Genomic DNA, 21384 nt, shown 5'->3' with positions numbered 1-21384 from the left:
CCCCGGCCAGGATCATCAGAAGCTCAGACCCATCGAAACCTTGACCATGCGCGGATAGCCCGTGATGTTGGGTGCGATGCCGGTAGCGCCGTAGTTCTCCGTGGTGGCGTAGACCACCGGCGTGCGACTCATCACGCCATTCGCTCCCCAGGTTTCTATGTAAGACGTGTAGTTGTTCCAGTTGAACGCGTTGATCAGGTCGAAACGCACGTAGGCATTGAGGTTGCCGTAGATCTTGAAGTTCTTGGTAGCCTGAAAGTCCAGGTCGCGCTCGCCGAAGATCTTGCCACCGATCAGGAAGCGCCCGTTGCCCGGCGGCGCGATCGCTACGGACCGGCAACCGCTGCCGGCAATGCCGTCACTATCCACATTCGTGGGCGTCGCCCCATAGCAGGCAAGATTGAGGTCGGGAACCGGTGTGGCCAGAGTCAGTTTGGCGCCAAGCACGAAGCCCCACGGGCCGTCGAACGTACCGGTTGCCACGAAGCGGTGCTTGGCGACGCCGGACGAGGTGAACGGGTAGTCGCCTATCGTGGCGTAGTCGAACGCGTACTGGTCCGTGGGATCGGCGTTGTCGTTGTTCTGACTGGTGTGCGAATAGGTGTAGGCAATCGTCGCCCCCCAGTGCGATTCCGGCGTGTACGGCTTGTCGGCTGACAGCAGGATCTCGTCGGCGCGCGTCTCCAGTCCGTTGTTGCCGATGATCATGCTGCCGAATCCGGGAATGCCGTCGCTCCAGGCCTGGCTGCCGTTCTCCCAGAACGCGCCGGTGGGGTAGCGATTGCCCAGCGTGTACACCAGGCCGTCGTAGCTGCGGATGTCGGTGAACGTCGCACTGGTGTTCCAGTCGCCGATCTGGTTGCGCATGCCGATGCTGAACTGGTCGGAATACGGCGCCTTGAGATTGTTGTTGACCATGTCGACTTCCTTGCCGGCCGTGGATCCGGCTACCAGGGCCTGCAAGGTCGCGATGTTGAAATAGGCCGGATTCCACGCATAGCAACTGCCCACGCCGACCGTGCAGGGCACGTCGGGTGTGTTGAAGAGCAAGGTAGGCTGCGACAACACTGACTTGGTCTGCTCGACCTGCAGCGACTCATACAGGTCGCGGTCGTAGGAACGGCCGATGCCGCCGAAGATCACATGCTTCTGGTCGCCGTTGATGTCGTAGGAGAAGCCGAAGCGCGGCTGCCACTCGTTGGTCTGCGCATGACGGTTGTGCCCGGTGCTGATGTAGTCATTGACGTTCACGCCACCCAGTGCCAGTGCCTGCGCGTAGGTTTCCCCCGCCGGGCCGCCCGGATACTGCTGTTGGAAAGCCGCCACCACATTCGCGGGGGTCACGTAATCGAGATAGGACGGCGTCTTCTCGTAGTCCCAACGCACACCGACGTTCAAGGTCAGGTGATCGTCTACCGTCCAGTCGTCCTGCACGTAGGCGCCGAACTGCTTGTCCGAGCTGGTGGCCACCGGACTCAGTCCTGGTGTTGGCGAACCGAACTGCACCTGGTACGGGATCGACTCCGTACCGGCGCTCGTCACTGCATAGTTGTAGAGCGCGTTGGAATCGCCCGCGTCCTGCGCGGTGAGCTTCACGGCCTTGTACTTGAAGCCCATCTTGATGACGTGGTCGCCGTTCCACTCCAGGTCGTTGAAGGTCAGGTCGTCCTGGATCGCCGGACCCTTCTGGCCCTTGTTCTGCTGGGCCAATGGGGAGTTGCCGGTCTGCACGATGGTGGTGTTCAGCTGTGCACCGGTAAGCGTGTACGCACTGCCATCGCCGAGGATGATCGGCGTGGGCGCGAAGAACGCGTCTTCGTAGGTAAGCTGCAGGCGGTTGAACCAGCTGTAGGCGCTGTGGTCCCAGCGCAGATCGACGCGCTTGTCGGTATTGATCGTGTTGAGCCCCGCCGTGGTGGTATCGACACCGCCCAGGCCGCTGATGGAGGTCTCGTCGCGATATTTGCCGCTCAACTCGAAACGGTCATGCTCGGTCGGTTCGAAGTCCAGCTTGCCGAACCAGTCATCTTCCTTGAACGGCAGGCTGCCCGCTCCCAGCTGCGATTGCACGCTGGCGGGCAGGTCGCTGGTGTAGCCGGCGACACCGGGCGCGATGGTGGTGGGGCTGTCGAATTCCTTGCCTTCGTAGGCGACATAGAAATGCGCCAAGTCCTTCACGATCGGGCCACCGAAATCGAAGCCGTAGTCCTTTTCGTGCGACGGCGTCTTGTCCTTCGTGACTTCCTCGGTGGGAGTCTCAGCACGCATGCGGGTGTTGGTAAAGTTGCCGAACACGTCGCCGTGGTACTCGTTGGTGCCGGACTTGGTTTCAGCCGTGATCGCGGCCGAGGATATCTGGTCGTACTCCGCCTTGTAGTTGGAGGTGATGACCTTGTACGAACCGATCGCCAGCTGCGGGAACGGGTTGCCTTGGCTGGCGTTCTGGCCGGTGATGCCGCCGGAAAGCACGTAATTCTTCTGGCCGACACCATCGATGTACACGTTGATGTTGCTGCTGGCCTGGGCCCCGGAACGGAGGCTGGTAGTGCCGTCGGAATTGCGCGTGAACACCATGCCCGGCACGATGTCGGCAAGCTCCAGGAAGTTGCGCGAAGCCTCCGGCAATGCCGTGATATCGCGCATCGAGACGATGTTGCCGACTTCGGACGTGGTTACTTCCGGCAGTTCCGTGGTGGTCGCGTTCACCGATATGCCGCCCAGCGTCTTGGCATTGGCCGGCGAGGTCGTGGCAGAGGTCAGGTCGACCGTGCTGATCGACGCCACGTTCAACTGGACCGTCTTCTGCACGCCGGCACCGGTCTGCACCGAATAGGTGCCCGACGGCAGCCCGACGATCGCGAAGCTGCCGTCCTTGCCCGACTGGGTGACACGCGTGGCGCCGGTGGCGACGTTCTTGACCGTGACATTCGTATTGGGCGCGGCGTTGCCGCGCAAGGTGGCGTCGGACGTCTGCGCCATCACGATGCCGGGCGCCGAGGCCAGCATTGCCGTGATGACGGCTGCCGGCAACAAACGCTTCTTGAAAGACCTGCGACTGCTCATGAGCTCCCCTCCAGTTTCGTCATCTGTTCGACGGGCGGTGGATTTTCTTGGTTGTGGTGGCTGAGGTTCCGCCCCGATGTCCTCCGCACGACTCGCGTACGACGATGTCGCAGCCGAGCGTGTGCACCGATGCAGCCGACGACCCGGGGCGATTTATCAGGTCGGCCAGCAGATCCATGGCGTTCTTGCCCAATTCAGCGATGCGCACGCGCACCGTGCTCAACGGCGGCGTGACGTAACGCGCGATCGGGATGTCGTCGAAGCCTGCCAGGGCGATCTCGCCCGGCACGTCGATCCCGGCTTCCTTGAAGGCTTGCAGGCAGCCCACGGCCATCATGTCGTTGGCTGCAAATACGGCCTGCGGGCGCACTTTCGACGCCAGCAGTTCGAGGCCGGCCCGGTACCCGGACGATTCGCCGAAGTCTCCGCTCACGATGCGCAGCGACGTCCCCGGTGCCAGTTTGGCCATCGCCGCGCGGAATCCCGCTTCGCGCTGCCGGGCGTCGAAGTTGTCCTTCGGCCCGCTGACGAACGCGATGCGGTCGTGCCCGACGCCGACCAGATGGCGCACCATGGCGTAGGTGCCGGCGAAGTTGTCGATATTCAGTACCGCCGCTGCGCCGGCCTTCACCTCGCTGTTGAGCAGAACCGCGGGCAGGCCGTCCGGCAGGTTGGCCTCGAGGAAGGCAGCGTCCACCCGCGGCGACGACAGGATCACGATGCCGTCCACCCGGCCCTGCATCGCGCGCAACGCCGCGGCGGCATCCTCCGCGCCATCGTGCGAACTGGAGACAAGCAGGTGCAGTCCGTGCGAGCGCGCTTCCAGGTCGATGCCTCGGATCAGTTCGGAGAAGAACTCGCCATGCAGGTCGGGCATCAGCGCGCCCACCGTATGCGTACGCTTGGTGATCAGGCTGCGGGCAGCCCCGTGCGGCACGTAGCGCAGGCGTGCCGCGGCCTCGCGGATGCGCTTCTCAGTCTCAGGCGTAACGCCACCTGCGCCATTCAACGCGCGCGACACCGAGGCCACCGAGACCTTGGCTTCGCGTGCAACATCCTTGATCGTTGCCGTCACTTGTTTTCCCCGCTCCGCGCCTCCCAGGCGCAAGGTGGGCTGAACGTAAACGTTTTCATGAAGACTTGTAAAGAGGATGTTTGTAGACACTTTTGCTGCAACACGGAAGCAGCACCTGGCCAAGTGGCCAATGATTAGCATCGCAGTCATAGATTTCAGAGTTCTTCTTGCGATTCAATGATTTGTCGCAATGCGACATTCCACGTACACGCACGCTGTGCCGGCTGGGTCGTCCAACCACTATGCGGGACAGAATGTGCGCCTTTCCAGAAAACGCTTTCATGCCCGTCCGCGGCACCTGATCCAAGCCCTAGGAGTGCAGGCGTTTGGACGGCCATCCATCCATACGTCCAAAACGCGACTCCAGACGGCTTCTGAAAAATCGTCATGAAAAAAATGTTGACAGGCTGAAAGCTCAGGCGTACGGTCGATGGCATGTCGCAGCGCAACAGCCACCGCAGCACCGCCGCATTGAACCGTCCTCCGACGGTTGCGGGCCTGCTGCGGCTTCGCGGCACGCTCCTTCTTGCCCTTGTACTCGTACTCCTTATTACCAACGGAGGTGCGGGCTGAGGGCATGTGTCCAGGTAGCTAGAAAGAACCTGAAAACACCCAAAGAACCCCGCACCAGAAATGGAGCGGGGTTTTTTGTTGCCCTCGGCGCCGCACCCACACAGCGGAGCCAGCAATGGAAAACCAGCAGAACGACCCGCAAAGCGATATCGGCGACGTAGCCGCCGAACACGTGCGCATCTTCGACACCACCTTGCGCGACGGCGAGCAGACGCCCGGCTTCTCGATGGACCGGCGCGCCAAGCTTCGCATGGCGCAGATGCTCGAAGCGCTGGGTGTGGACGTGCTCGAAGCGGGCTTCCCGCAGGCTTCACCGGATGACTTCGCCGCGGTCGCGCAGATCGCCGGCACGCTCACGCAAACCACCGCCTGTGCCCTGGCGCGCTGCGTTCCGGGCGACATCGACAGCGCCGGTCGCGCGCTGGAATCGGCCAAACGCTCGCGCATCCACGTGTTTCTCTCCACGAGCCCGCTGCACCGCGAGCACAAGCTCAACATGAGCAAGCAGCAGGTGCTGGACACCGCCGTCACCGCGGTGGAACGCGCCATGCAGCTGGCGCACGAGGTGGAATTCTCGGCCGAGGACGCGATGCGCACCGAGCCGGAGTTCCTGGTCGAGGTGTTCGACGCCGCCGCCGCCGCGGGCGCCACCACGCTGAACGCGCCGGACACCGTGGGCTACATGACGCCGACGGAAATCGCCGAGCGCTTCGCCTACCTGATCGCCAACGTCAAACGCGGCAAACACGTGGTGTTCTCCAGCCACTGCCACAACGATTTGGGCCTGGGTGTGGCCAACAGCCTCGCCGCCGTGAGCGCGGGCGCGCGCCAGGTGGAATGCACCATCAACGGCATTGGCGAGCGCGCGGGCAACGCGGCGCTGGAAGAAATCGTGATGGCGATGAAGGTGCGCGGCACCTGGTTCGGCACCGACACGCGCATCGACACCCGCAAGCTCTACCCCGCCTCGCGCCTGCTCAGCGAACTGACCGGCCAGAACGTGCAGCGCAACAAGGCCATCGTGGGCGCCAACGCCTTCGCGCACGAGTCGGGCATCCACCAGCACGGCATGCTCAAGCACCGCGGCACCTACGAAATCATGCGTCCGCAGGACGTGGGCATCGCCGAGACCAAGCTGGTATTGGGCAAGCACTCGGGCCGCGCCGCGCTGCGCCAGCGCCTGCAGGTGTTGGGACATGACCCCGACGAGGCCGCGATGGACGTGATCTTCGCGCGCTTCAAGACCCTGGCCGACAAGAAGCGCGAGATCCACGACGAGGACCTGGAAGCCATCGCGCTGGGCCAGGACCCGGAAGCGCTGGGCCCGTGGCGACTGGTGCAGCTGAGCAGCAACACGCACCTGGGCGGCAGCGCCTCGGCGTCGGTGAAGCTGCGCCACGACGACGGCCGCGAAACCGGCGAGGCGGCGATCGGCGACGGTCCGGTGGACGCGGTGCTGCGCGCCATCGAACGCGTCACCGGCAACACGCTGGACGTCACCGAATTCCAGGTGCGCGCGGTGAGCGCGGGCGGCGACGCCCAGGGCCAGGCCCAGCTCACCGCACGCCACGGCGAACGCGACTGGCGCGGCCACGGCGTGAGCACCGACATCGTCGAAGCCGCCGCGCAAGCCGCGCTGGCCATCGTCAACCGCATCGAACGGCAGGCTGCGCAGAGCCGACCCGAGTCATCCATTGAAGAGTGCGGCCATGGAAGGCCGCTTTTTGATCTTCGCGCGCAGGGAAGCGCGCAAAAGGAGAACCATCCATGAGCCATACCGCCTTCCTCTGGCACAACGGTCGCATCAAGCCCTGGGCCGAAGCCAACGTCCACGTCAGCACGCACGCGCTGCATTACGGCTCCTCGGTGTTCGAGGGCGAGCGCGTGTACGCCACGCCGAACGGCCCGGCCTACTTCCGCCTCGCCGACCACACGCGCCGCCTGTTCGAATCGGCCAAGGTGTACGAGATCGACGTCGGCTACAGCGAAGCCGAAATCGACGCCGCCTGCCACGAGGTGATCCGCGCCAACGGCATGCAATCCGCCTACGTGCGCCCCATCGTGTTCCGCGGCGCCGGCGGCCTGGGCGTGCTGCCGCGCGATGGCGCGCCGGTGGACGTGGCGATCATGGCGATGGCGTGGGGCGCCTACCTCGGCGACGCCGCCGAGCGCGGCGCGGACGTGTGCGTGTCCTCGTGGAACCGCCCCGCGCCGAACACCATCCCGAGCTGGGCCAAGGCCGGCGGCAACTACCTCAGCAGCCAGCTGATCGGGCTGGAAGCGCGCCGCGGCGGCTACGACGAAGGCATCGCGCTGGGCCACAACGGCCTGCTCAGCGAAGGCGCCGGCGAGAACCTGTTCCTGGTCAAGCGCGGCAAGCTGGTCACGCCGCCTTCCAGCGCCGGCATCCTCGCCGGCATCACCCGCGACAGCGTGCTCACGCTGGCTGCCGATCTGGGCATCGAAGCGGAAGAACGCGAACTGCCGCGCGAGGCGCTGTACACCGCCGACGAAATGTTCATGACCGGCACCGCCGCCGAGATCACCCCGGTGCGTTCGGTGGACCGCAAATCCGTGGGCAACGGCAAGCCCGGCCCGGTGACGCGCGCGCTGCGCGAGGCGTTCTTCGGTCTGTTCGATGGCCGCACCCACGACAAGTGGGGCTGGTTGGATGTGGTTGATCCGACTCGCGCGGCGACCCTGGGCCAAGGGTTTACCAGTGCGGTCGTCCATGACCGCGAAGATCAAAAAGCGGCCATCCATGGAGCTGCCTCTGTGGCCGTCCATGGCCACCAAGGTCAAGAAGCGGGCATCCATGCCCGCACTCATCAGGAAAAGCCCGCTTCTCTGGAGATCCCGGCATGACGGCTGCACGCACACTGTTCGAAAAAATCTGGGACGCCCACGTGGTCGCCCCCGAGACCGCCGACACCCCGGCGATCATCTACATCGACCTGCATCTGGTGCACGAAGTCACCTCGCCGCAGGCCTTCGACGAACTGCGCTCGCGCGGCCTCAAGCTGCGCCGCACGGATCGCACGCTGGCCACGCTGGACCATTCCACGCCTACCCTGCCTGCCGGCGCGGACGGCGAGCGCCCCTACGCCAACGCCGAGGCCAAGGCACAGGTCGCGCAGCTGGAGGAAAACTGCCGCGAGTTCGGCGTCGAACTGCACGGCTGGGACAGCAGCGAGCGCGGCATCGTGCACGTGATCGGCCCCGAGCTGGGTGCCACGCAGCCGGGCAACACCATCGTCTGCGGCGACAGCCACACCTCCACGCACGGCGCGTTCGGCGCGCTGGCCTTCGGCATCGGCACCACCGAAGTGGGCCACGTGATGGCCACGCAATGCCTGCTGCAGCGCAAGCCGAAGACGCTGGCGATCCACGTCGACGGTGAACTGCCGAAAGGCGTGGGCGCGAAGGATCTGATCCTGCACATCATCGGCCACATCGGCGTGGACGGCGGCACTGGCCACGTCATCGAGTACCGCGGCGCGGCCATCGAGAAGCTGTCGATGGAAGAGCGCATGACGGTGTGCAACATGTCGATCGAAGCCGGTGCGCGCGCCGGCCTGATCGCTCCCGACGAAACCACCTTCGCGTGGCTGCAGGGCCGCCCGCGCGTGGCGCAGGGCGAAGCATGGGACCGCGCGGTGGCGCACTGGCGCACGCTGAAGACCGACGACGGCGCGCGCTACGACCGCGAAGTGCGCATCGACGCCGGTACGGTGAAGCCCACCGTCACCTACGGCACCCACCCCGGCATGGCCATCGCGATGGACGCACCGGTGCCCGCCGCGCGCAATGCGATGGAACAGCGCGCGCTGGACTACATGCAGAGCCGCGCCGGCCAGCCCATGCAGGGCTCCAAGGTGGACGTGGTGTTCGTCGGCAGCTGCACCAACTCGCGCCTGTCCGACCTGCGCGAGGCGGCGAGCGTGCTGCGCGGTCGTCATGTCGCCAGTGGCGTGCGCATGCTGGTGGTGCCGGGCTCCGAAGCCGTGCGCCGCGATGCCGAAGCCGAAGGCCTGCACGAAGTGTTCCGCGCCGCCGGCGCCGAATGGCGCATCCCCGGTTGCTCGATGTGCATCGCGATGAACGGCGATCTGGCGCAGCCCGGCCAGCTCGTCGTCTCCACCTCCAACCGCAACTTCGAAGGCCGCCAGGGCAAGGGCGCACGTACCGTGCTGGCCAGCCCCGCCACCGCCGCGGCCTCCGCCGTGGCCGGCGCGATCGCCGACCCGCGCGACTACCTGAACCAGGAGCAGGCCGCATGAAGCCCGTCACCCGCATCCATTCCCGCACCGCCGTGATGGCGGACGAGAACATCGACACCGATCGCATCATCCCGGCGCGCTTTCTCACCACCACCACGCGCACGGGCCTGGGCAAGCTGTGCTTCAACGACTGGCGCTACCTGCCGGACGGCAGCGACAACCCGGCCTTCCCGCTCAACAAGCCGGAAGCCAAGGGTTGCGCCATCGTCGTTGCCGGCCGCAACTTCGGCTGCGGCTCTTCGCGCGAGCACGCGCCGTGGGCGTTGTTGGACTACGGCATCCAGGCGGTGCTGTGCAGCGAGATCGCGGACATCTTCCGCAACAACGCGCTGAAGAACGGCCTGCTCGCGATCGTGGTTTCCTCCGCGGAGCACCAATGGCTGCTGGCCAACCCGGGCGTCGAACTGAGCATCGACGTGCAGGGCCAGTACATCGTCCTGCCTGATGGCGGCCGCATCAGCTTCACTCTGGAGCCGTTCGCACGCCACTGCCTGCTCAACGGCGTGGACCAGCTCGGCTACCTGCTGCAAAACGAGAAGTTGATCGCCCATTACGAACAACAGGAGCAAGCAGCATGAAAGCGAACATCGTCACCCTGCCCGGCGACGGCGTCGGCCCCGAGGTCACCGCCGCGGCGGTCGCCGTGCTCGAAGCAGTGGCCGCGCACTACGAGCACGAGTTCGCGTTCGACGAACAGCTGATCGGCGGCGCCGCCATCGACGCCACCGGCGAACCGCTGCCTGCCGATGCGCTGGATGCCTGCAAGGCGGCTGACGCGGTGCTGCTGGGCGCTGTGGGCGGCCCGAAGTGGTCGGACCCGAACGCGCCGGTGCGTCCCGAACAGGGCCTGCTGGCCTTGCGCGCTGCGCTGGGCGTGTACGCCAACCTGCGCCCGCTCACCGTGCATCCCGCGCTGGCCGACCTGTCGCCGCTGAAGAACGAGAAGCTCAAGGACGTGGACGTACTGTTCGTGCGCGAGCTGACCGGCGGCGCGTACTTCGGCGCCAAGACGAAAACCGCCGACGCCGCCACCGACGAGTGCAAGTACACCGTGGCCGAAGTCGAGCGCGTGACGCGCCGCGCCTTCGAGCTGGCACGCGCCCGTCGCAGGCATGTCACTTCGGTGGACAAGGCCAACGTGCTGGAGACCTCGCGGCTGTGGCGGCGCACCGTCACCCGCATCGCCGCCGACTACCCCGACGTGACGCTGGAGCACCAGCTGGTCGATTCGATGGCCATGCTGCTGCTGACGCGCCCCGGCAGCTACGACGTGGTGGTCACCGAGAACCTGTTCGGCGACATCCTCACCGACGAGGCCGCCGCACTGGCCGGTTCGCTGGGCCTGCTGCCCTCGGCCTCGCTGGGCGAAGGCAGCAACGGCCTGTACGAGCCCATCCACGGCTCCGCCCCCGATATCGCGGGCAAGGGCGTGGCCAATCCCGTGGGCACCATCCTTTCCGTCGCACTGCTGCTGCGCCATTCGTTGCGACTGGAGGCAGAAGCCCAGGCGGTGGAAGCCGCCATCGACCACGTGCTGCAGCATGGCCCGCGCACCCGCGACGTCGGCGGCGACGCCGGCACCGTCGAAGTACGCGACGCCGTGCTCAAGGCGCTGGCGGATTACGCCACCACCCACCGCAGCTATTTCGACGGAGCGCGCGCATGCGGCTGAGCACGCGCCCCCGTTTCCACGGCGAAGGCGTTCGCGCCGTCGCCACCCTTGTCCTCCCCTGTGCGCCGCGCGCGGCGCCCCTGACGACGGCCGCCTACTCCCCGGCCATGTCCCGTCGTCGCCCCCGACTCGGCGCCGTTGCGCGCACAGGGGAGGCAACCATCACCCGCCACGTCCCAACCACACACGCACGCATCGCCATCAACGAAGGAGTCACCGCATGAGCAGCAACACCACCAACGACACGCTGGCCAAGGCGCGCATCGCCGTCCTGGGCTACGGCAGCCAGGGCCGCGCCCACGCCCTCAACCTGCGCGACTCCGGTCTCGACGTGGTCGTGGGGCTGCGTCCCGGCGGCCCCACCTGGGCCAAGGCCGAAGCCGACGGCTTCAAGGTGGTCGAACCGGCGCACGCGGTGACCAACGCCGACCTGGTCGCCGTGCTCACTCCCGACATGGTGCAGCCCAAGCTCTACAAGGAAAGCATCGAGCCGAACATCAAGCCCGGCGCCGCGCTGCTGTTCGCGCACGGTTTCAACGTGCACTTCAAGCAGATCGAGCCGCGCAAGGACATCGACGTGATCCTGGTCGCGCCCAAGGGCCCTGGCGCGCTGGTGCGCACCGAGTACGAACGCGGCCGCGGCGTGCCCTGCATCTGGGCGGTCTACCAGGACGTGTCCGGCCATGCACAAGTCAAGGCCATCAGCTACGCCGACGGCATCGGCGGCGGTCGCGCCATGCTGATCAAGACCGACTTCAAGGAAGAGACCGAGACCGACCTGTTCGGCGAGCAGGCCGTGTTGTGCGGCGGCGCTTCGTCGCTGGTGCAGGCCGGCTTCGAGACGCTGGTGGAAGCCGGCTACCAGCCTGAGATCGCCTACTACGAAGTGCTGCACGAACTGAAGCTGATCGTCGACCTGTTCTACGAAGGCGGCATCACCAAGATGCTGGAGTTCGTCTCCGAGACCGCGCAGTACGGCGACTACGTCAGCGGCCCGCGCGTGATCGACGCCGGCGTGAAGGAACGCATGAAGGGCGTGCTGACCGACATCCAGGACGGCACCTTCGCGCGCAACTGGATCGCCGAGTACAACGCCGGCCTGCCGAACTACCGGAAGTTCAAGCAGGCCGACCTCGACCACCCGGTCGAGCAGGTGGGCCACAAGCTGCGCGCGCGCATGCCGTGGCTGCAGCCCAATGCCGCCAAGCCGGCCGAGGCGCTGAAGAAGGTCGGTTGACGCAACGCCGGGTCGCGCGCGATGCGCGCGGCCCGTTTTCCATGCACCAACGAGTACGAGGTACGCCATGAAACGCTTCCACATTGCCCTGGCCGTCGCCGACCTGGACGCCTCCATCGCCGACTACAGCAAGCGCCTCGGCCAGCCGCCGCAGGCCCTGGTCTACGGTATCTATGCGATGTGGCGCACCGACAATCTCAATTTCTCGATCCGCCAGCAGCCGGAGAAAGCCGGCCAGATCTGCCAGCTCGGCTTCGAGGACGACAGCGCGCAGGGCTTCAGCAGCAGCACCGACGTAAACGGCATCGCCTGGGAACGCTTCTCCACGCTGGAGCAGGACCTGCAGATCATCGCCACCTTCGGCGTGCCGGTGCATCCCGCGGTCGAACGCGACCTGATCCGCAATTGACGAATGCAATTCGTCATTCCGGCCTGCACCGGGATGACGACAAAGAAAAGCACGCATCCACCCACAGGAACCCGACGTGACCACTTCAGCGCAGACCGCTCTCGCGGCTCCCACCCTCGACCAGCACCCGTTCGCCGGCCACGCCATGACCGGCGCGGAGGCGATCGTGCAGGTACTGGCCGACGAAGGCGCGGGCGTGCTGTTCGGCTATTCCGGGGGCGCCATCCTGCCGGTGTACGACGCGGTGTTCCGCTACAACGCCGAGCACATCACGGCCGACGGCCGCGAACCGATGCCGCTGATCGTGCCGGCCAACGAGCAGGGCGCGGGCTTCATGGCGGCGGGCTATGCACGCGCCTCCGGCAAAGTGGGCGTGGCCATCGTCACCTCCGGCCCCGGCGCCACCAACACGGTGACGCCGGTACGCGACGCGATGGCCGATTCCACGCCGATGGTGGTGGTCTGCGGCCAGGTGGCCACGCCCGCGCTGGGCACCGACGCGTTCCAGGAAGCGCCGGTGAGCAACATCATGAGCGCCTGCGCCAAGCATGTGTTCCTGGTCACCGATGTCGCGCAACTGGAGGCCACGCTGCGCACCGCGTTCGAGATCGCGCGCAGCGGCCGCCCCGGCCCGGTGGTGGTGGACGTGCCGAAGGATGTGCAGAACGCCGCGCTGCACTTCGACGGCGCCTGCCGACTGCCCATCCCCGGCTACCGCTCGCGGCTGCGCACCGTCGAGAACGCGCGACTGGACGATGCCGCCTGCGCCGCCTTCTTCGATGCGCTGATGCAGGCCAGACGCCCGCTGATCTATGCCGGTGGCGGCGTGATCGCGGCCGAGGCGGCGACCGCCATGCGCGAATTCGCCGACACCTTCGGCCTGCCCGTCACCACCACCCTGATGGGCCTGGGCGCCTGCGACAGCACGGCGCCGCTGGCGCTGCACATGCTGGGCATGCACGGCACCGCCTTCGCCAACTATGCAGTGGAAGACTGCGATTTCGTGTTCACGCTGGGCGCACGCTTCGACGATCGCGTCGCGGGCGTGCCCGACAAGTTCGCGCCGCGCGCAAAGTTCATCGCGCAGATCGACATCGACCCCGCCGAGATCGCCAAGGTGAAGGCGGTGGACTGGCACCACATGGGCCAGCTGGTTCCCGCGCTGGAACGGCTCACCGCCTGGGGCCGCGCACGCGGCCTGCAACCACAACTCGCGGAATGGCATGCGCACGTCGCCGCACTGAAGCGCGACCACGCGATGAACTACGACCGCGACAGCGCGCTGATCCAGCCCTATGCGGTGATCGAGGCGATCAACCGCATCACGCAGGGCCGCGCCATCGTCAGCACCGGCGTGGGCCAGCACCAGATGTGGGCCGCGCAGTACTTCGATTTCCGCGCGCCGCGCCATTGGCTCACCTCCGGCTCGATGGGCACGATGGGCTTCGGCCTGCCCGCGGCGATCGGCGCGCAGTTCGCGCGGCCCGACGCGCTGGTGATCGACATCGACGGCGACGCCAGCATCCGCATGAACCTGGGCGAGATGGAAACCGTCACCACCTACGGCCTGCCGCTGAAGATCGTGGTGCTCAACAACAGCGGCGACGGCATGGTGCGGCAATGGCAGAAGCTGTTCTTCAAGGGCCGCTTCTCCGCCTCCGACAAGAGCCTGCACAAGAAGAACTTCGTGCTCGCCGCGCAGGCCGACGGCTTCGAATGGGCATGCCGCCTCGACGACAAGGCGCAGCTGGAATCCACCGTCGCCGACTTCCTCGCCTTCGACGGCCCGGCCTTCCTCGAGGTGGTGATCGACCCCGACGCCGGCGTGTATCCGATGGTGGGACCGGGCGCGACCTATGCGCAGATGATCACAGGGGATTTCATCGCTTCGCGGGGGGCGGCTCCGGTCGAAGCAATCGAGGTTCCTTCGACATCGATGTTCTGAGCTTCATCCCTTCTCCCTCCGGGAGACAAATCGGCAGGACTGCCGATTTGCACGGCGCAGCCGCCCGTAGGGTGAGGCACATGGATGTACCGAATGTAGCTGGCCCGACCTGCCGGTGCGGATGCGCCGGCGGAACGGCGAAGCCGGCCCCGCAGGGGCGAGCGCCAGGGATGGCGCGAGTCAGGGCCGGATGAGGGTTCGGCCAAGGCGAAGCGCCTCGCTTCGCCCGAACCCTCACCCGCCTGCCGGCGCCCTCTTCCGAAGGGAGAGGGATTCCACTCTTGAAGGTTCGCGGTTTGTCTTGCGGAGCACTGCCATGAAACACACCCTCTCCATCCTGCTGCAGAACGAATCCGGCGCGCTGGTGCGCGTGGCGGGCCTGTTCGCCGCGCGCCACGTCAACATCGACACGCTAACCGTGGCCGCCACGCACGACCCCGCGGTGTCGCAGCTCACCCTGGTGCTGCACGGCGACGAAGGCACGCTGCAGCAGATCCTGCGCCAGGTGCGCAAGCTGGTGGACGTGCTGGACGCCAACAGCCTGTCGCTGGTCGGCGGCCGCGACGGCGGCCTGCTCGCCGCCACGCCTGCATGACTGCCCTGCTCGCCACGCGCGCGCAGGCCGATGACTCGCCTGCCGATCTGGACCTGTTGCGCCGCACACTGGCTGCACGGGTGTACGAGGTAGCGCGCGAAACACCACTGGAGCCTGCCGCGCTGCTCTCCGCGCGCTTCGGCAACCGCGTGCTGCTGAAGCGCGAAGACCTGCAGCCGGTGTTCTCGTTCAAGCTGCGCGGCGCGTACAACAAGATGGCCGCGCTGAGTGCGGCCGAACGGGCGAGCGGCGTGATCGCCGCCTCCGCCGGCAACCATGCGCAGGGCGTGGCGCTGGCCGCGGCGAAGCTCGGCATCCGCGCGGTGATCGTGATGCCGATGACCGCGCCACAGGTGAAGGTGGACGCGGTGCGCCGCTTCGGCGGCGAGTTCGTGGAAGTGCTGCTCACCGGCGATTCCTACAGCGACGCGCAAGCCGCCGCCGCGCGCATCGAGGCCGAACGCGGCCTGGTGTTCGTGCATCCCTTCGACGATATCGACGTGATCGCCGGCCAGGCCACCGTGGGCATGGAGCTGCTGCGCCAGTTGCCCACAGCTCCTGATGCAGTACTCGTGCCGGTGGGTGGCGGCGGCCTGCTCGCCGGCATCGCCGGCTACATCAAGACGCTGTCGCCGCAGACGAAGGTGATCGGCGTGCAGGCGGCGGATTCCGACGCGATGGCGTGTTCGCTGGAAACCGGCGTGCGTGTGGCGCTGCCCGAGGTGGGCCTGTTCGCCGACGGCACTGCGGTGAAGCAGGTGGGCGCGCTCACCTTCGAGCTCTGCAGCCGCCACGTGGACGCGATGCTGCGCGTGGACGGCGACGCGATCTGCGCCGCGATCCGCGACGTCTACCAGGAAACCCGCAGCGTGCCCGAACCTTCCGGCGCACTGGCGCTGGCCGGGTTGAAGCAATACGCCACGACCCACGAGCTGCGCGACGCCACGCTGGTCGCCATCGTCTCCGGGGCGAACATGAACTTCGAACGGCTGCGCTTCGTCGCCGAACGCGCCGAGGCCGGCGAACAGCGCGAAGCCCTGTTCGCGGTGACCATCCCCGAGGAGCGCGGTAGCTTCCGCCGCTTCTGCGACGCACTGGGCCGGCGCAGCATCACTGAGTTCAACTACCGTATCGGCGACGCACGGCAAGCACACATCTTCGTAGGCGTGCAGACCGCCAGCCGCGACGAGCGCGCCGCCGTGGTGGCCGCGTTCCGCGCGCAGGACTTCGCCGTGCTCGACCTCAGCGACGACGAACTGGCCAAGCTGCACCTGCGCCACATGGTGGGCGGCCGCTCACCGCTGGCGCAGGACGAACGCCTGTACCGTTTCGATTTCCCCGAGCGCCCCGGCGCGCTGCCCGACTTCCTCGCGCAGCTGCACCCGGACTGGAACATCAGCCTGTTCCACTACCGCAACCACGGCGCCGATCAGGGTCGCATCCTGGTCGGCATCCAGGCGCCGGCGGATGAACAGGCCGCGTTGCAAAGCTTTCTCGAATCGCTGGGCTATCCGCACTGCGACGAAAGCGACAACGCCGCCTACCGCCTGCTGCTGCGCAGCTGACAACACACCCCTATCGATCCCCGGAGCACGAAACCCATGCCTGCCTACCGTTCCCGCACCACCACCCACGGCCGCAACATGGCCGGCGCGCGCAGCCTGTGGCGCGCCACCGGCATGAAGGACGGGGACTTCGGCAAGCCCATCATCGCGGTGGCCAACAGCTTCACCCAGTTCGTGCCCGGCCATGTGCACCTGAAGGACCTCGGCCAGTTGGTGGCGCGGGAGATCGAAGCGGCCGGCGGCGTGGCCAAGGAGTTCAATACCATCGCGGTGGACGACGGCATCGCCATGGGCCACAGCGGCATGCTGTATTCGCTGCCTTCGCGCGAGCTGATCGCCGACAGCGTGGAGTACATGGTCAATGCGCACTGCGCCGACGCGCTGGTGTGCATCTCCAACTGCGACAAGATCACCCCCGGCATGCTGATGGCCGCGATGCGCCTCAACATCCCCGCGGTGTTCGTCTCCGGCGGCCCGATGGAATCCGGCAAGGCATTGGTGAAGGGCACGCAGAAGGCACTGGACCTGATCGACGCCATGGTGGCCGCCGCCGACGATAGCTACAGCGACGCCGAAGTGGCGACGATGGAACGCTCGGCCTGCCCCACCTGCGGCTCCTGCTCAGGCATGTTCACCGCCAACTCGATGAACTGCCTCACCGAAGCGCTGGGCCTGGCGCTGCCTGGCAACGGTTCGGTGCTGGCCACGCACGCCGACCGCGAGCAGCTGTTCCGCCGCGCCGGTCATGTCGTCGTCGAACTCGCGCGCCGCTGGTACGAAGGCGACGACGCCAGCGTCCTGCCGCGCAGCATCGCCGACCGTGCCGCATTCGAGAACGCGATGAGCCTGGACATCGCCATGGGCGGCTCCACCAATACCGTGTTGCACCTGCTGGCCGCCGCGCGCGAAGGCGGCGTGGATTTCGGCATGGCCGACATCGACCGCCTCTCGCGCCGCGTGCCTTGCCTGTGCAAGGTGGCGCCCGCCAAGAGCGATGTGCACATGGAGGACGTGCATCGCGCGGGCGGCATCATGGGCATCCTCGGCGAACTCGACCGCGCCGGGCTGATCGACGCCACGCGCCCCACCGTGCATTCGCCCTCGATGGGCGACGCGCTGACGCAGTGGGATATTGCCCGCAGCAGCAATGAAGCCACCCACCACTTCTACCGCGCTGCCCCCGGCAACGTGCCCACTCAGACCGCCTTCAGCCAGTCCGCGCGCTGGGAAACGCTGGACACCGACCGCGAGCGCGGCGTGATCCGTTCCGCCGAACACCCCTTCAGCAAGGACGGCGGCCTCGCCGTGCTGTTCGGCAACCTCGCGCCGGAAGGCTGCATCGTGAAGACCGCGGGCGTGGACGAATCCATCCTCGTCTTCCACGGCACCGCCAAGGTCTACGAAAGCCAGGAAGCCGCGGTGAGCGGCATCCTCGGCAACAAGGTGAAGGCCGGCGACGTGGTGGTGATCCGCTACGAAGGCCCGCGCGGCGGCCCCGGCATGCAGGAAATGCTCTACCCCACCAGTTATCTCAAGTCGAAGGGCCTGGGCAAAGCCTGCGCGCTGATCACCGACGGCCGCTTCTCCGGCGGCACTTCGGGCCTCTCCATCGGCCACGTTTCGCCGGAAGCCGCCGAAGGCGGCCTGATCGCCCTGGTCGAAGACGGCGACCCCATCGCCATCGACATCCCCAATCGCGGCATCCGCCTCGACCTGCCGGAAGAAGTCATCGCAGCGCGCCGTGCCGCGATGGAAGCGCGCGGACGTGCGGCGTGGAAACCCCTGGATCGTGCGCGACCGGTTTCGGTGGCGCTGCAGGCCTATGCGGCAATGGCGTCGAATGCGGCGAACGGGGCGGTGCGGGATCTGGGGCGGCTGGGCATAGCGCAACCTAACGAGGCGACGACTTGAGGGAGCGCCGTTCGTCATCTCGACTTTTGCCCGGATCGCGAACGGTCCGATCTGCGCGCCGAGCCATCCAACATGGCCATCACGACAAAGGCCGGGACGATGGTCTCATCGGCCATTTTTGCCATTAAAACTTTGAAATAGACAAAATTTTGTCTTAAAATGAGTTTCACGGCCGTATTTGGGTCGCTTCGGCGGGTTCACCCATGCTCCACTCTTTTGCGTTCAAGAACTTTCTCTCGTTCAAGGAACGAACCGAGGTGTCCTTTGCCCTGACCCAAAAGGCCAGTTCGCACGGCTGGGACGCATCATCGCCGGCTGGCCAGCGCCTCGCCACAGCTTTGGCTGTAATCGGCGCCAATGGTGCTGGCAAGACTTCGCTGATCAAGCCTTTGGCGTTCTTGAGTTGGTTCATCAACCACTCGTTCCTGCAAAGCGCGCCGAACGCACAAATCCCGATCAAGCCGCATTTCTCCACTCCAAGCGATCCGGTGGAGTTCGAAATTGAAGCCGATGATATGAATGGCACGCTTTGGCGTTACGTGTTGAAAGCCACGCCGGAGCGCGTCCTGTACGAGGCCGTTTACAAACGCCCGAACAAGAAACATGCAAAGTTTTCCTATGTGTTCGAGCGGAACTGGGATGAGGCCTCGAAGGAATACTTCATCAAACAGGATGGCTTCGACCTCAACCCTGCCGAAGCAAAAAAGGTCCGCCCAAACGCCTCGCTGATTTCGACGGCAGCGCAGTATGGCGTGGGAGTCGCACAGCACCTGATCGGCGCGTATGTCGCCAGCAACATTATTCAAGTTGGCCGGGTTGATCCAAACCTTGGCTTCCTGAATGCATCCATTTTCTTCCACGAAAATGCTGTCTTGAAGAAGCAGATGGAGACGCTGTTGCACGATCTGGATTTCGGCCTGTCCGGCGTGGATATCAGGAAACTAGATATGCCCATGTCGCCAGACATGAAACTCCCTGATGGCATGAAGTTACCGCCGCAATATCTCGTTTTCGGTGTCCACACCTTGAAGGATGGTTCCAGGCACGAGCTGCAAATGCTGGAAGAATCCAGCGGCACGCGGACGGCGTTCACACAACTCTGGTACCTGTTGAGCGTGCTGGCCAGTGGCGGCATCGCCGTGATCGATGAACTGGAAAGCGACATGCACCCGCACATGATCGAGCCTTTGCTTGATCTGTTTGCCAGCCCGCATACCAATCCGCACAAAGCCCAGATCATCTTTACCAGCCACTCGATTGAAGTGATGGGCCTGCTCGGCAAATCGCAGGTCGTTCTGGTCGAAAAGAAGGACTGCGAGAGTGAAGCCTGGCGATTGGACACGATGGATGGCGTGCGCAGCCAGGACAACCTGTATGCGAAATACATGAGCGGCGCTTATGGAGCAGTGCCGCAACTATGACACCGCTGCAACCTGCCAAAACGCGCACAGTCAGGGAAACCTTGCTCATCGTCTGCGAAGGCGATGCCGAGATTGCGTTCGTTCGTTTTGTGAAGCGAACCTATGCCGACGCGCTGGGGCGCGCTGTGCAGTGGCACAGCGCAAACGGCAAAGGCGGGAAGAATGTGCTCGAGGCCGGACTGCGCCACGCGAAGAACAATCGCGCAACCGACAAGCTGGTTCTGTTGTTGGATACAGACAAGGACTGGAACGATGCGCTACGCGCAAGAGCGCGAAAAGCCCGCGTCGGCAAGCACCCAGTAAGCGTGATCGAGGCCAATCCCTGCCTGGAAGCATGGCTGTTGCAAATCCTCGGCGTCGAAACCGAAGGCGATACTCGGCACATGAAGAATAAGTTCGAAGAGCACACCGGCGGCGAAGCTCATGAACCCGGGTGGATGGAGCGGCACCTCAATCGCGCTCTACTGGACAAAGCCAGAGCGCGAGTATCGCAACTTTCCGAGTTGATGAACCACATGGGCATAGCGAAACGCTAACGCGGTCTACGTCTTTAAGTCCCGCCCTGGATCAGCCGCCTTCCAGCACGTCCAGCTCGAACACGTGGTTGTCGTAGTCGTCGAAGTACAGCGCGCTGTCGCCGCGCGCCATCAGGCAGGCGATGCCTGCCGCATGCAGCCGCTCCGCACAGACCGCGAACTCGTCCTTGTCCATCGCGAAGGCGATGTGGTCACCGTTGCGCGTGGCCGGCGGTTCGCCGCGCACTAACACCAGGCAGACGCCACCCAGCCAGACCAGGGTGTCGTGGTCACCTGCACCCGGCTCCACCCGCGCGTCGTCGAACACCTGTGCAAACAACTCTGCGCTGCGTGCGGGTTCGCGCACCACCAGGGCGATGTGATCGAGTGACTTGGGCATGTCGGGCTTCCTCCGGTGGTACGGAACATCAGATCCGCACGCCGAACCGCCCCAACACCCATGTCAGCGCGAAATACACGCCGACGGTAACGAGGCACGACAGCCCCAGCGCCGACCAGAACCCCACTCCGTTACGGAGCAGGGCCGGCAGTATCAGGAACAGCGGCAACGCCGCGATCACCATCCAGAAGATGCCATGCGACAGCGATGCGATGGCCTCGGTGTTGCCCGTATCGCGCCAGATCCAGATGAACGCCATCAACGACGTCAGCGGCAGCGAGGTGAGCAGCGCTCCCCAGAATGAACTGCGTTTTCCCAGCTCCGACACGGCCACGATGATGAGGGCCGAAACGATGACCTTAAATGCGTACTGCAGCATGGCTTCGTCGTCTGCCGTGGCGAGGGAAACGCATCGTAGAACGTGGCTTGCGTGAAGGCGATATGCCGTCGCCGCGCTGGCCTGGGCTGATCCATGCCTAGCGCACTTTCTCCCTGGGAAGCCGGCTCTGGTCGGACGTTTGAGGTGGAGCGGCCGAGACGCGAACTGTGTCGGCCGAGCGCCGAGCTCGGGTTCACGAGCAAATGAAGCGTCCTCGTTTTCCCGAGTCACCCGGAAATAGAGGTAGTTGATGATGCCATGGCAAACGCGACGGGCGAGAGTCCGCCGAGTGAGCGATGGGGACGTTGATGGTTGTAGCGGTGGCGCCAGTCCTCGGTCATGCG

17 protein-coding genes are annotated in these 21384 nt (G+C 65.6%); 13 read left to right on the top strand and 4 right to left on the bottom strand.

Annotated features, from left to right (window positions below; genetic code table 11):
- Positions 1 to 15: 15 nt before the first annotated feature.
- A complete protein-coding gene (locus IHE49_RS15010) occupies positions 16 to 3063 on the bottom strand; it encodes a TonB-dependent receptor (RefSeq protein ID WP_225578478.1) in 3048 nt (1015 codons plus the stop codon).
- A gap of 19 nt (positions 3064 to 3082) precedes the next feature.
- A complete protein-coding gene (locus IHE49_RS15005) occupies positions 3083 to 4138 on the bottom strand; it encodes a LacI family DNA-binding transcriptional regulator (RefSeq protein WP_343227586.1) in 1056 nt (351 codons plus the stop codon).
- Between the two features lie 688 nt (positions 4139 to 4826).
- On the opposite strand from IHE49_RS15005, the gene IHE49_RS15000 reads away from it, so the two are divergent.
- The 13 genes from IHE49_RS15000 (at position 4827) to IHE49_RS14940 (ending at position 20282) form a co-directional block, all read left to right on the top strand.
- Positions 4827 to 6482 carry a 2-isopropylmalate synthase gene (locus IHE49_RS15000; protein ID WP_192159353.1) on the top strand — a complete coding sequence of 552 codons (1656 nt, stop codon included), beginning with the start codon at positions 4827 to 4829 and terminating at the stop codon, positions 6480 to 6482.
- Positions 6479 to 7576, top strand: a complete 1098-nt coding sequence (locus tag IHE49_RS14995) for a branched-chain amino acid transaminase (RefSeq protein ID WP_192159351.1) — start codon at positions 6479 to 6481, stop codon at positions 7574 to 7576. Before IHE49_RS15000 ends, IHE49_RS14995 begins: the two co-directional genes overlap by 4 nt.
- Positions 7573 to 8991, top strand: coding sequence for a 3-isopropylmalate dehydratase large subunit (leuC, locus tag IHE49_RS14990; protein ID WP_192159349.1), 1419 nt, complete (start codon positions 7573 to 7575; stop codon positions 8989 to 8991). Before IHE49_RS14995 ends, leuC begins: the two co-directional genes overlap by 4 nt.
- Complete coding sequence (leuD, locus tag IHE49_RS14985) at positions 8988 to 9569, top strand: 3-isopropylmalate dehydratase small subunit (protein ID WP_192159347.1); 582 nt, start codon at positions 8988 to 8990, stop codon at positions 9567 to 9569. Before leuC ends, leuD begins: the two co-directional genes overlap by 4 nt.
- Positions 9566 to 10663 carry a 3-isopropylmalate dehydrogenase gene (gene leuB, locus IHE49_RS14980; protein ID WP_192159345.1) on the top strand — a complete coding sequence of 366 codons (1098 nt, stop codon included), beginning with the start codon at positions 9566 to 9568 and terminating at the stop codon, positions 10661 to 10663. Before leuD ends, leuB begins: the two co-directional genes overlap by 4 nt.
- Before the next feature lie 220 nt (positions 10664 to 10883).
- Complete coding sequence (ilvC, locus tag IHE49_RS14975) at positions 10884 to 11900, top strand: ketol-acid reductoisomerase (RefSeq protein ID WP_192159343.1); 1017 nt, start codon at positions 10884 to 10886, stop codon at positions 11898 to 11900.
- A 67-nt stretch (positions 11901 to 11967) separates the two neighbouring features.
- Positions 11968 to 12309: a hypothetical protein gene (locus tag IHE49_RS14970; protein WP_192159341.1), complete on the top strand. Its 342-nt coding sequence runs from the start codon at positions 11968 to 11970 to the stop codon at positions 12307 to 12309.
- Between the two features lie 145 nt (positions 12310 to 12454).
- Positions 12455 to 14254 carry a biosynthetic-type acetolactate synthase large subunit gene (ilvB, locus tag IHE49_RS14965; RefSeq protein WP_192159501.1) on the top strand — a complete coding sequence of 600 codons (1800 nt, stop codon included), beginning with the start codon at positions 12455 to 12457 and terminating at the stop codon, positions 14252 to 14254.
- A gap of 316 nt (positions 14255 to 14570) precedes the next feature.
- A complete protein-coding gene (gene ilvN, locus IHE49_RS14960) occupies positions 14571 to 14849 on the top strand; it encodes an acetolactate synthase small subunit (protein WP_192159339.1) in 279 nt (92 codons plus the stop codon).
- Positions 14846 to 16414 (top strand): threonine ammonia-lyase, biosynthetic, encoded by a 1569-nt coding sequence (gene ilvA, locus IHE49_RS14955; protein ID WP_192159337.1) that lies wholly within the window; start codon positions 14846 to 14848, stop codon positions 16412 to 16414. Before ilvN ends, ilvA begins: the two co-directional genes overlap by 4 nt.
- Before the next feature lie 36 nt (positions 16415 to 16450).
- Positions 16451 to 18325, top strand: a complete 1875-nt coding sequence (gene ilvD / locus IHE49_RS14950; protein ID WP_192159335.1) for a dihydroxy-acid dehydratase — start codon at positions 16451 to 16453, stop codon at positions 18323 to 18325.
- A 203-nt stretch (positions 18326 to 18528) separates the two neighbouring features.
- Positions 18529 to 19746: an ATP-binding protein gene (locus IHE49_RS14945; RefSeq protein WP_192159333.1), complete on the top strand. Its 1218-nt coding sequence runs from the start codon at positions 18529 to 18531 to the stop codon at positions 19744 to 19746.
- A complete protein-coding gene (locus tag IHE49_RS14940; RefSeq protein ID WP_192159331.1) occupies positions 19743 to 20282 on the top strand; it encodes an RloB domain-containing protein in 540 nt (179 codons plus the stop codon). The genes IHE49_RS14945 and IHE49_RS14940 overlap by 4 nt, the downstream gene beginning before the upstream one ends.
- A gap of 31 nt (positions 20283 to 20313) precedes the next feature.
- Here the strand turns inward: IHE49_RS14940 and IHE49_RS14935 are convergent, their stop codons facing one another.
- A complete protein-coding gene (locus IHE49_RS14935) occupies positions 20314 to 20661 on the bottom strand; it encodes a hypothetical protein (protein WP_192159329.1) in 348 nt (115 codons plus the stop codon).
- Between the two features lie 28 nt (positions 20662 to 20689).
- The gene (locus IHE49_RS14930; protein ID WP_192159327.1) at positions 20690 to 21040 is read right to left on the bottom strand and encodes a DUF3147 family protein; all 351 of its coding nucleotides are present in this window, start codon (positions 21038 to 21040) and stop codon (positions 20690 to 20692) included.
- Between the last annotated feature and the right edge of the window lie 344 nt (positions 21041 to 21384).

Origin of the sequence: Rhodanobacter sp. 7MK24, assembly GCF_014842995.1 — a bacterium.
Lineage (GTDB): Bacteria > Pseudomonadota > Gammaproteobacteria > Xanthomonadales > Rhodanobacteraceae > Rhodanobacter_A.
The sequence above is the reverse complement of the archived record's forward strand: the minus strand, read 5'-3'. Positions and strand labels throughout refer to the sequence as shown.

Coding starts and splice junctions, on each gene's coding strand:
- IHE49_RS15010 (WP_225578478.1), bottom strand. CDS start 3,063: ATGAGCAGTCGCAGGTCTTTCAAGAAGCGTTTGTTGCCGGCAGCCGTC.
- IHE49_RS15000 (WP_192159353.1), top strand. CDS start 4,827: ATGGAAAACCAGCAGAACGACCCGCAAAGCGATATCGGCGACGTAGCC.
- IHE49_RS14995 (WP_192159351.1), top strand. CDS start 6,479: ATGAGCCATACCGCCTTCCTCTGGCACAACGGTCGCATCAAGCCCTGG.
- leuC (WP_192159349.1), top strand. CDS start 7,573: ATGACGGCTGCACGCACACTGTTCGAAAAAATCTGGGACGCCCACGTG.
- leuD (WP_192159347.1), top strand. CDS start 8,988: ATGAAGCCCGTCACCCGCATCCATTCCCGCACCGCCGTGATGGCGGAC.
- leuB (WP_192159345.1), top strand. CDS start 9,566: ATGAAAGCGAACATCGTCACCCTGCCCGGCGACGGCGTCGGCCCCGAG.
- ilvC (WP_192159343.1), top strand. CDS start 10,884: ATGAGCAGCAACACCACCAACGACACGCTGGCCAAGGCGCGCATCGCC.
- IHE49_RS14970 (WP_192159341.1), top strand. CDS start 11,968: ATGAAACGCTTCCACATTGCCCTGGCCGTCGCCGACCTGGACGCCTCC.
- ilvB (WP_192159501.1), top strand. CDS start 12,455: ATGACCGGCGCGGAGGCGATCGTGCAGGTACTGGCCGACGAAGGCGCG.
- ilvN (WP_192159339.1), top strand. CDS start 14,571: ATGAAACACACCCTCTCCATCCTGCTGCAGAACGAATCCGGCGCGCTG.
- ilvA (WP_192159337.1), top strand. CDS start 14,846: ATGACTGCCCTGCTCGCCACGCGCGCGCAGGCCGATGACTCGCCTGCC.
- ilvD (WP_192159335.1), top strand. CDS start 16,451: ATGCCTGCCTACCGTTCCCGCACCACCACCCACGGCCGCAACATGGCC.
- IHE49_RS14945 (WP_192159333.1), top strand. CDS start 18,529: ATGCTCCACTCTTTTGCGTTCAAGAACTTTCTCTCGTTCAAGGAACGA.
- IHE49_RS14940 (WP_192159331.1), top strand. CDS start 19,743: ATGACACCGCTGCAACCTGCCAAAACGCGCACAGTCAGGGAAACCTTG.
- IHE49_RS14935 (WP_192159329.1), bottom strand. CDS start 20,661: ATGCCCAAGTCACTCGATCACATCGCCCTGGTGGTGCGCGAACCCGCA.
- IHE49_RS14930 (WP_192159327.1), bottom strand. CDS start 21,040: ATGCTGCAGTACGCATTTAAGGTCATCGTTTCGGCCCTCATCATCGTG.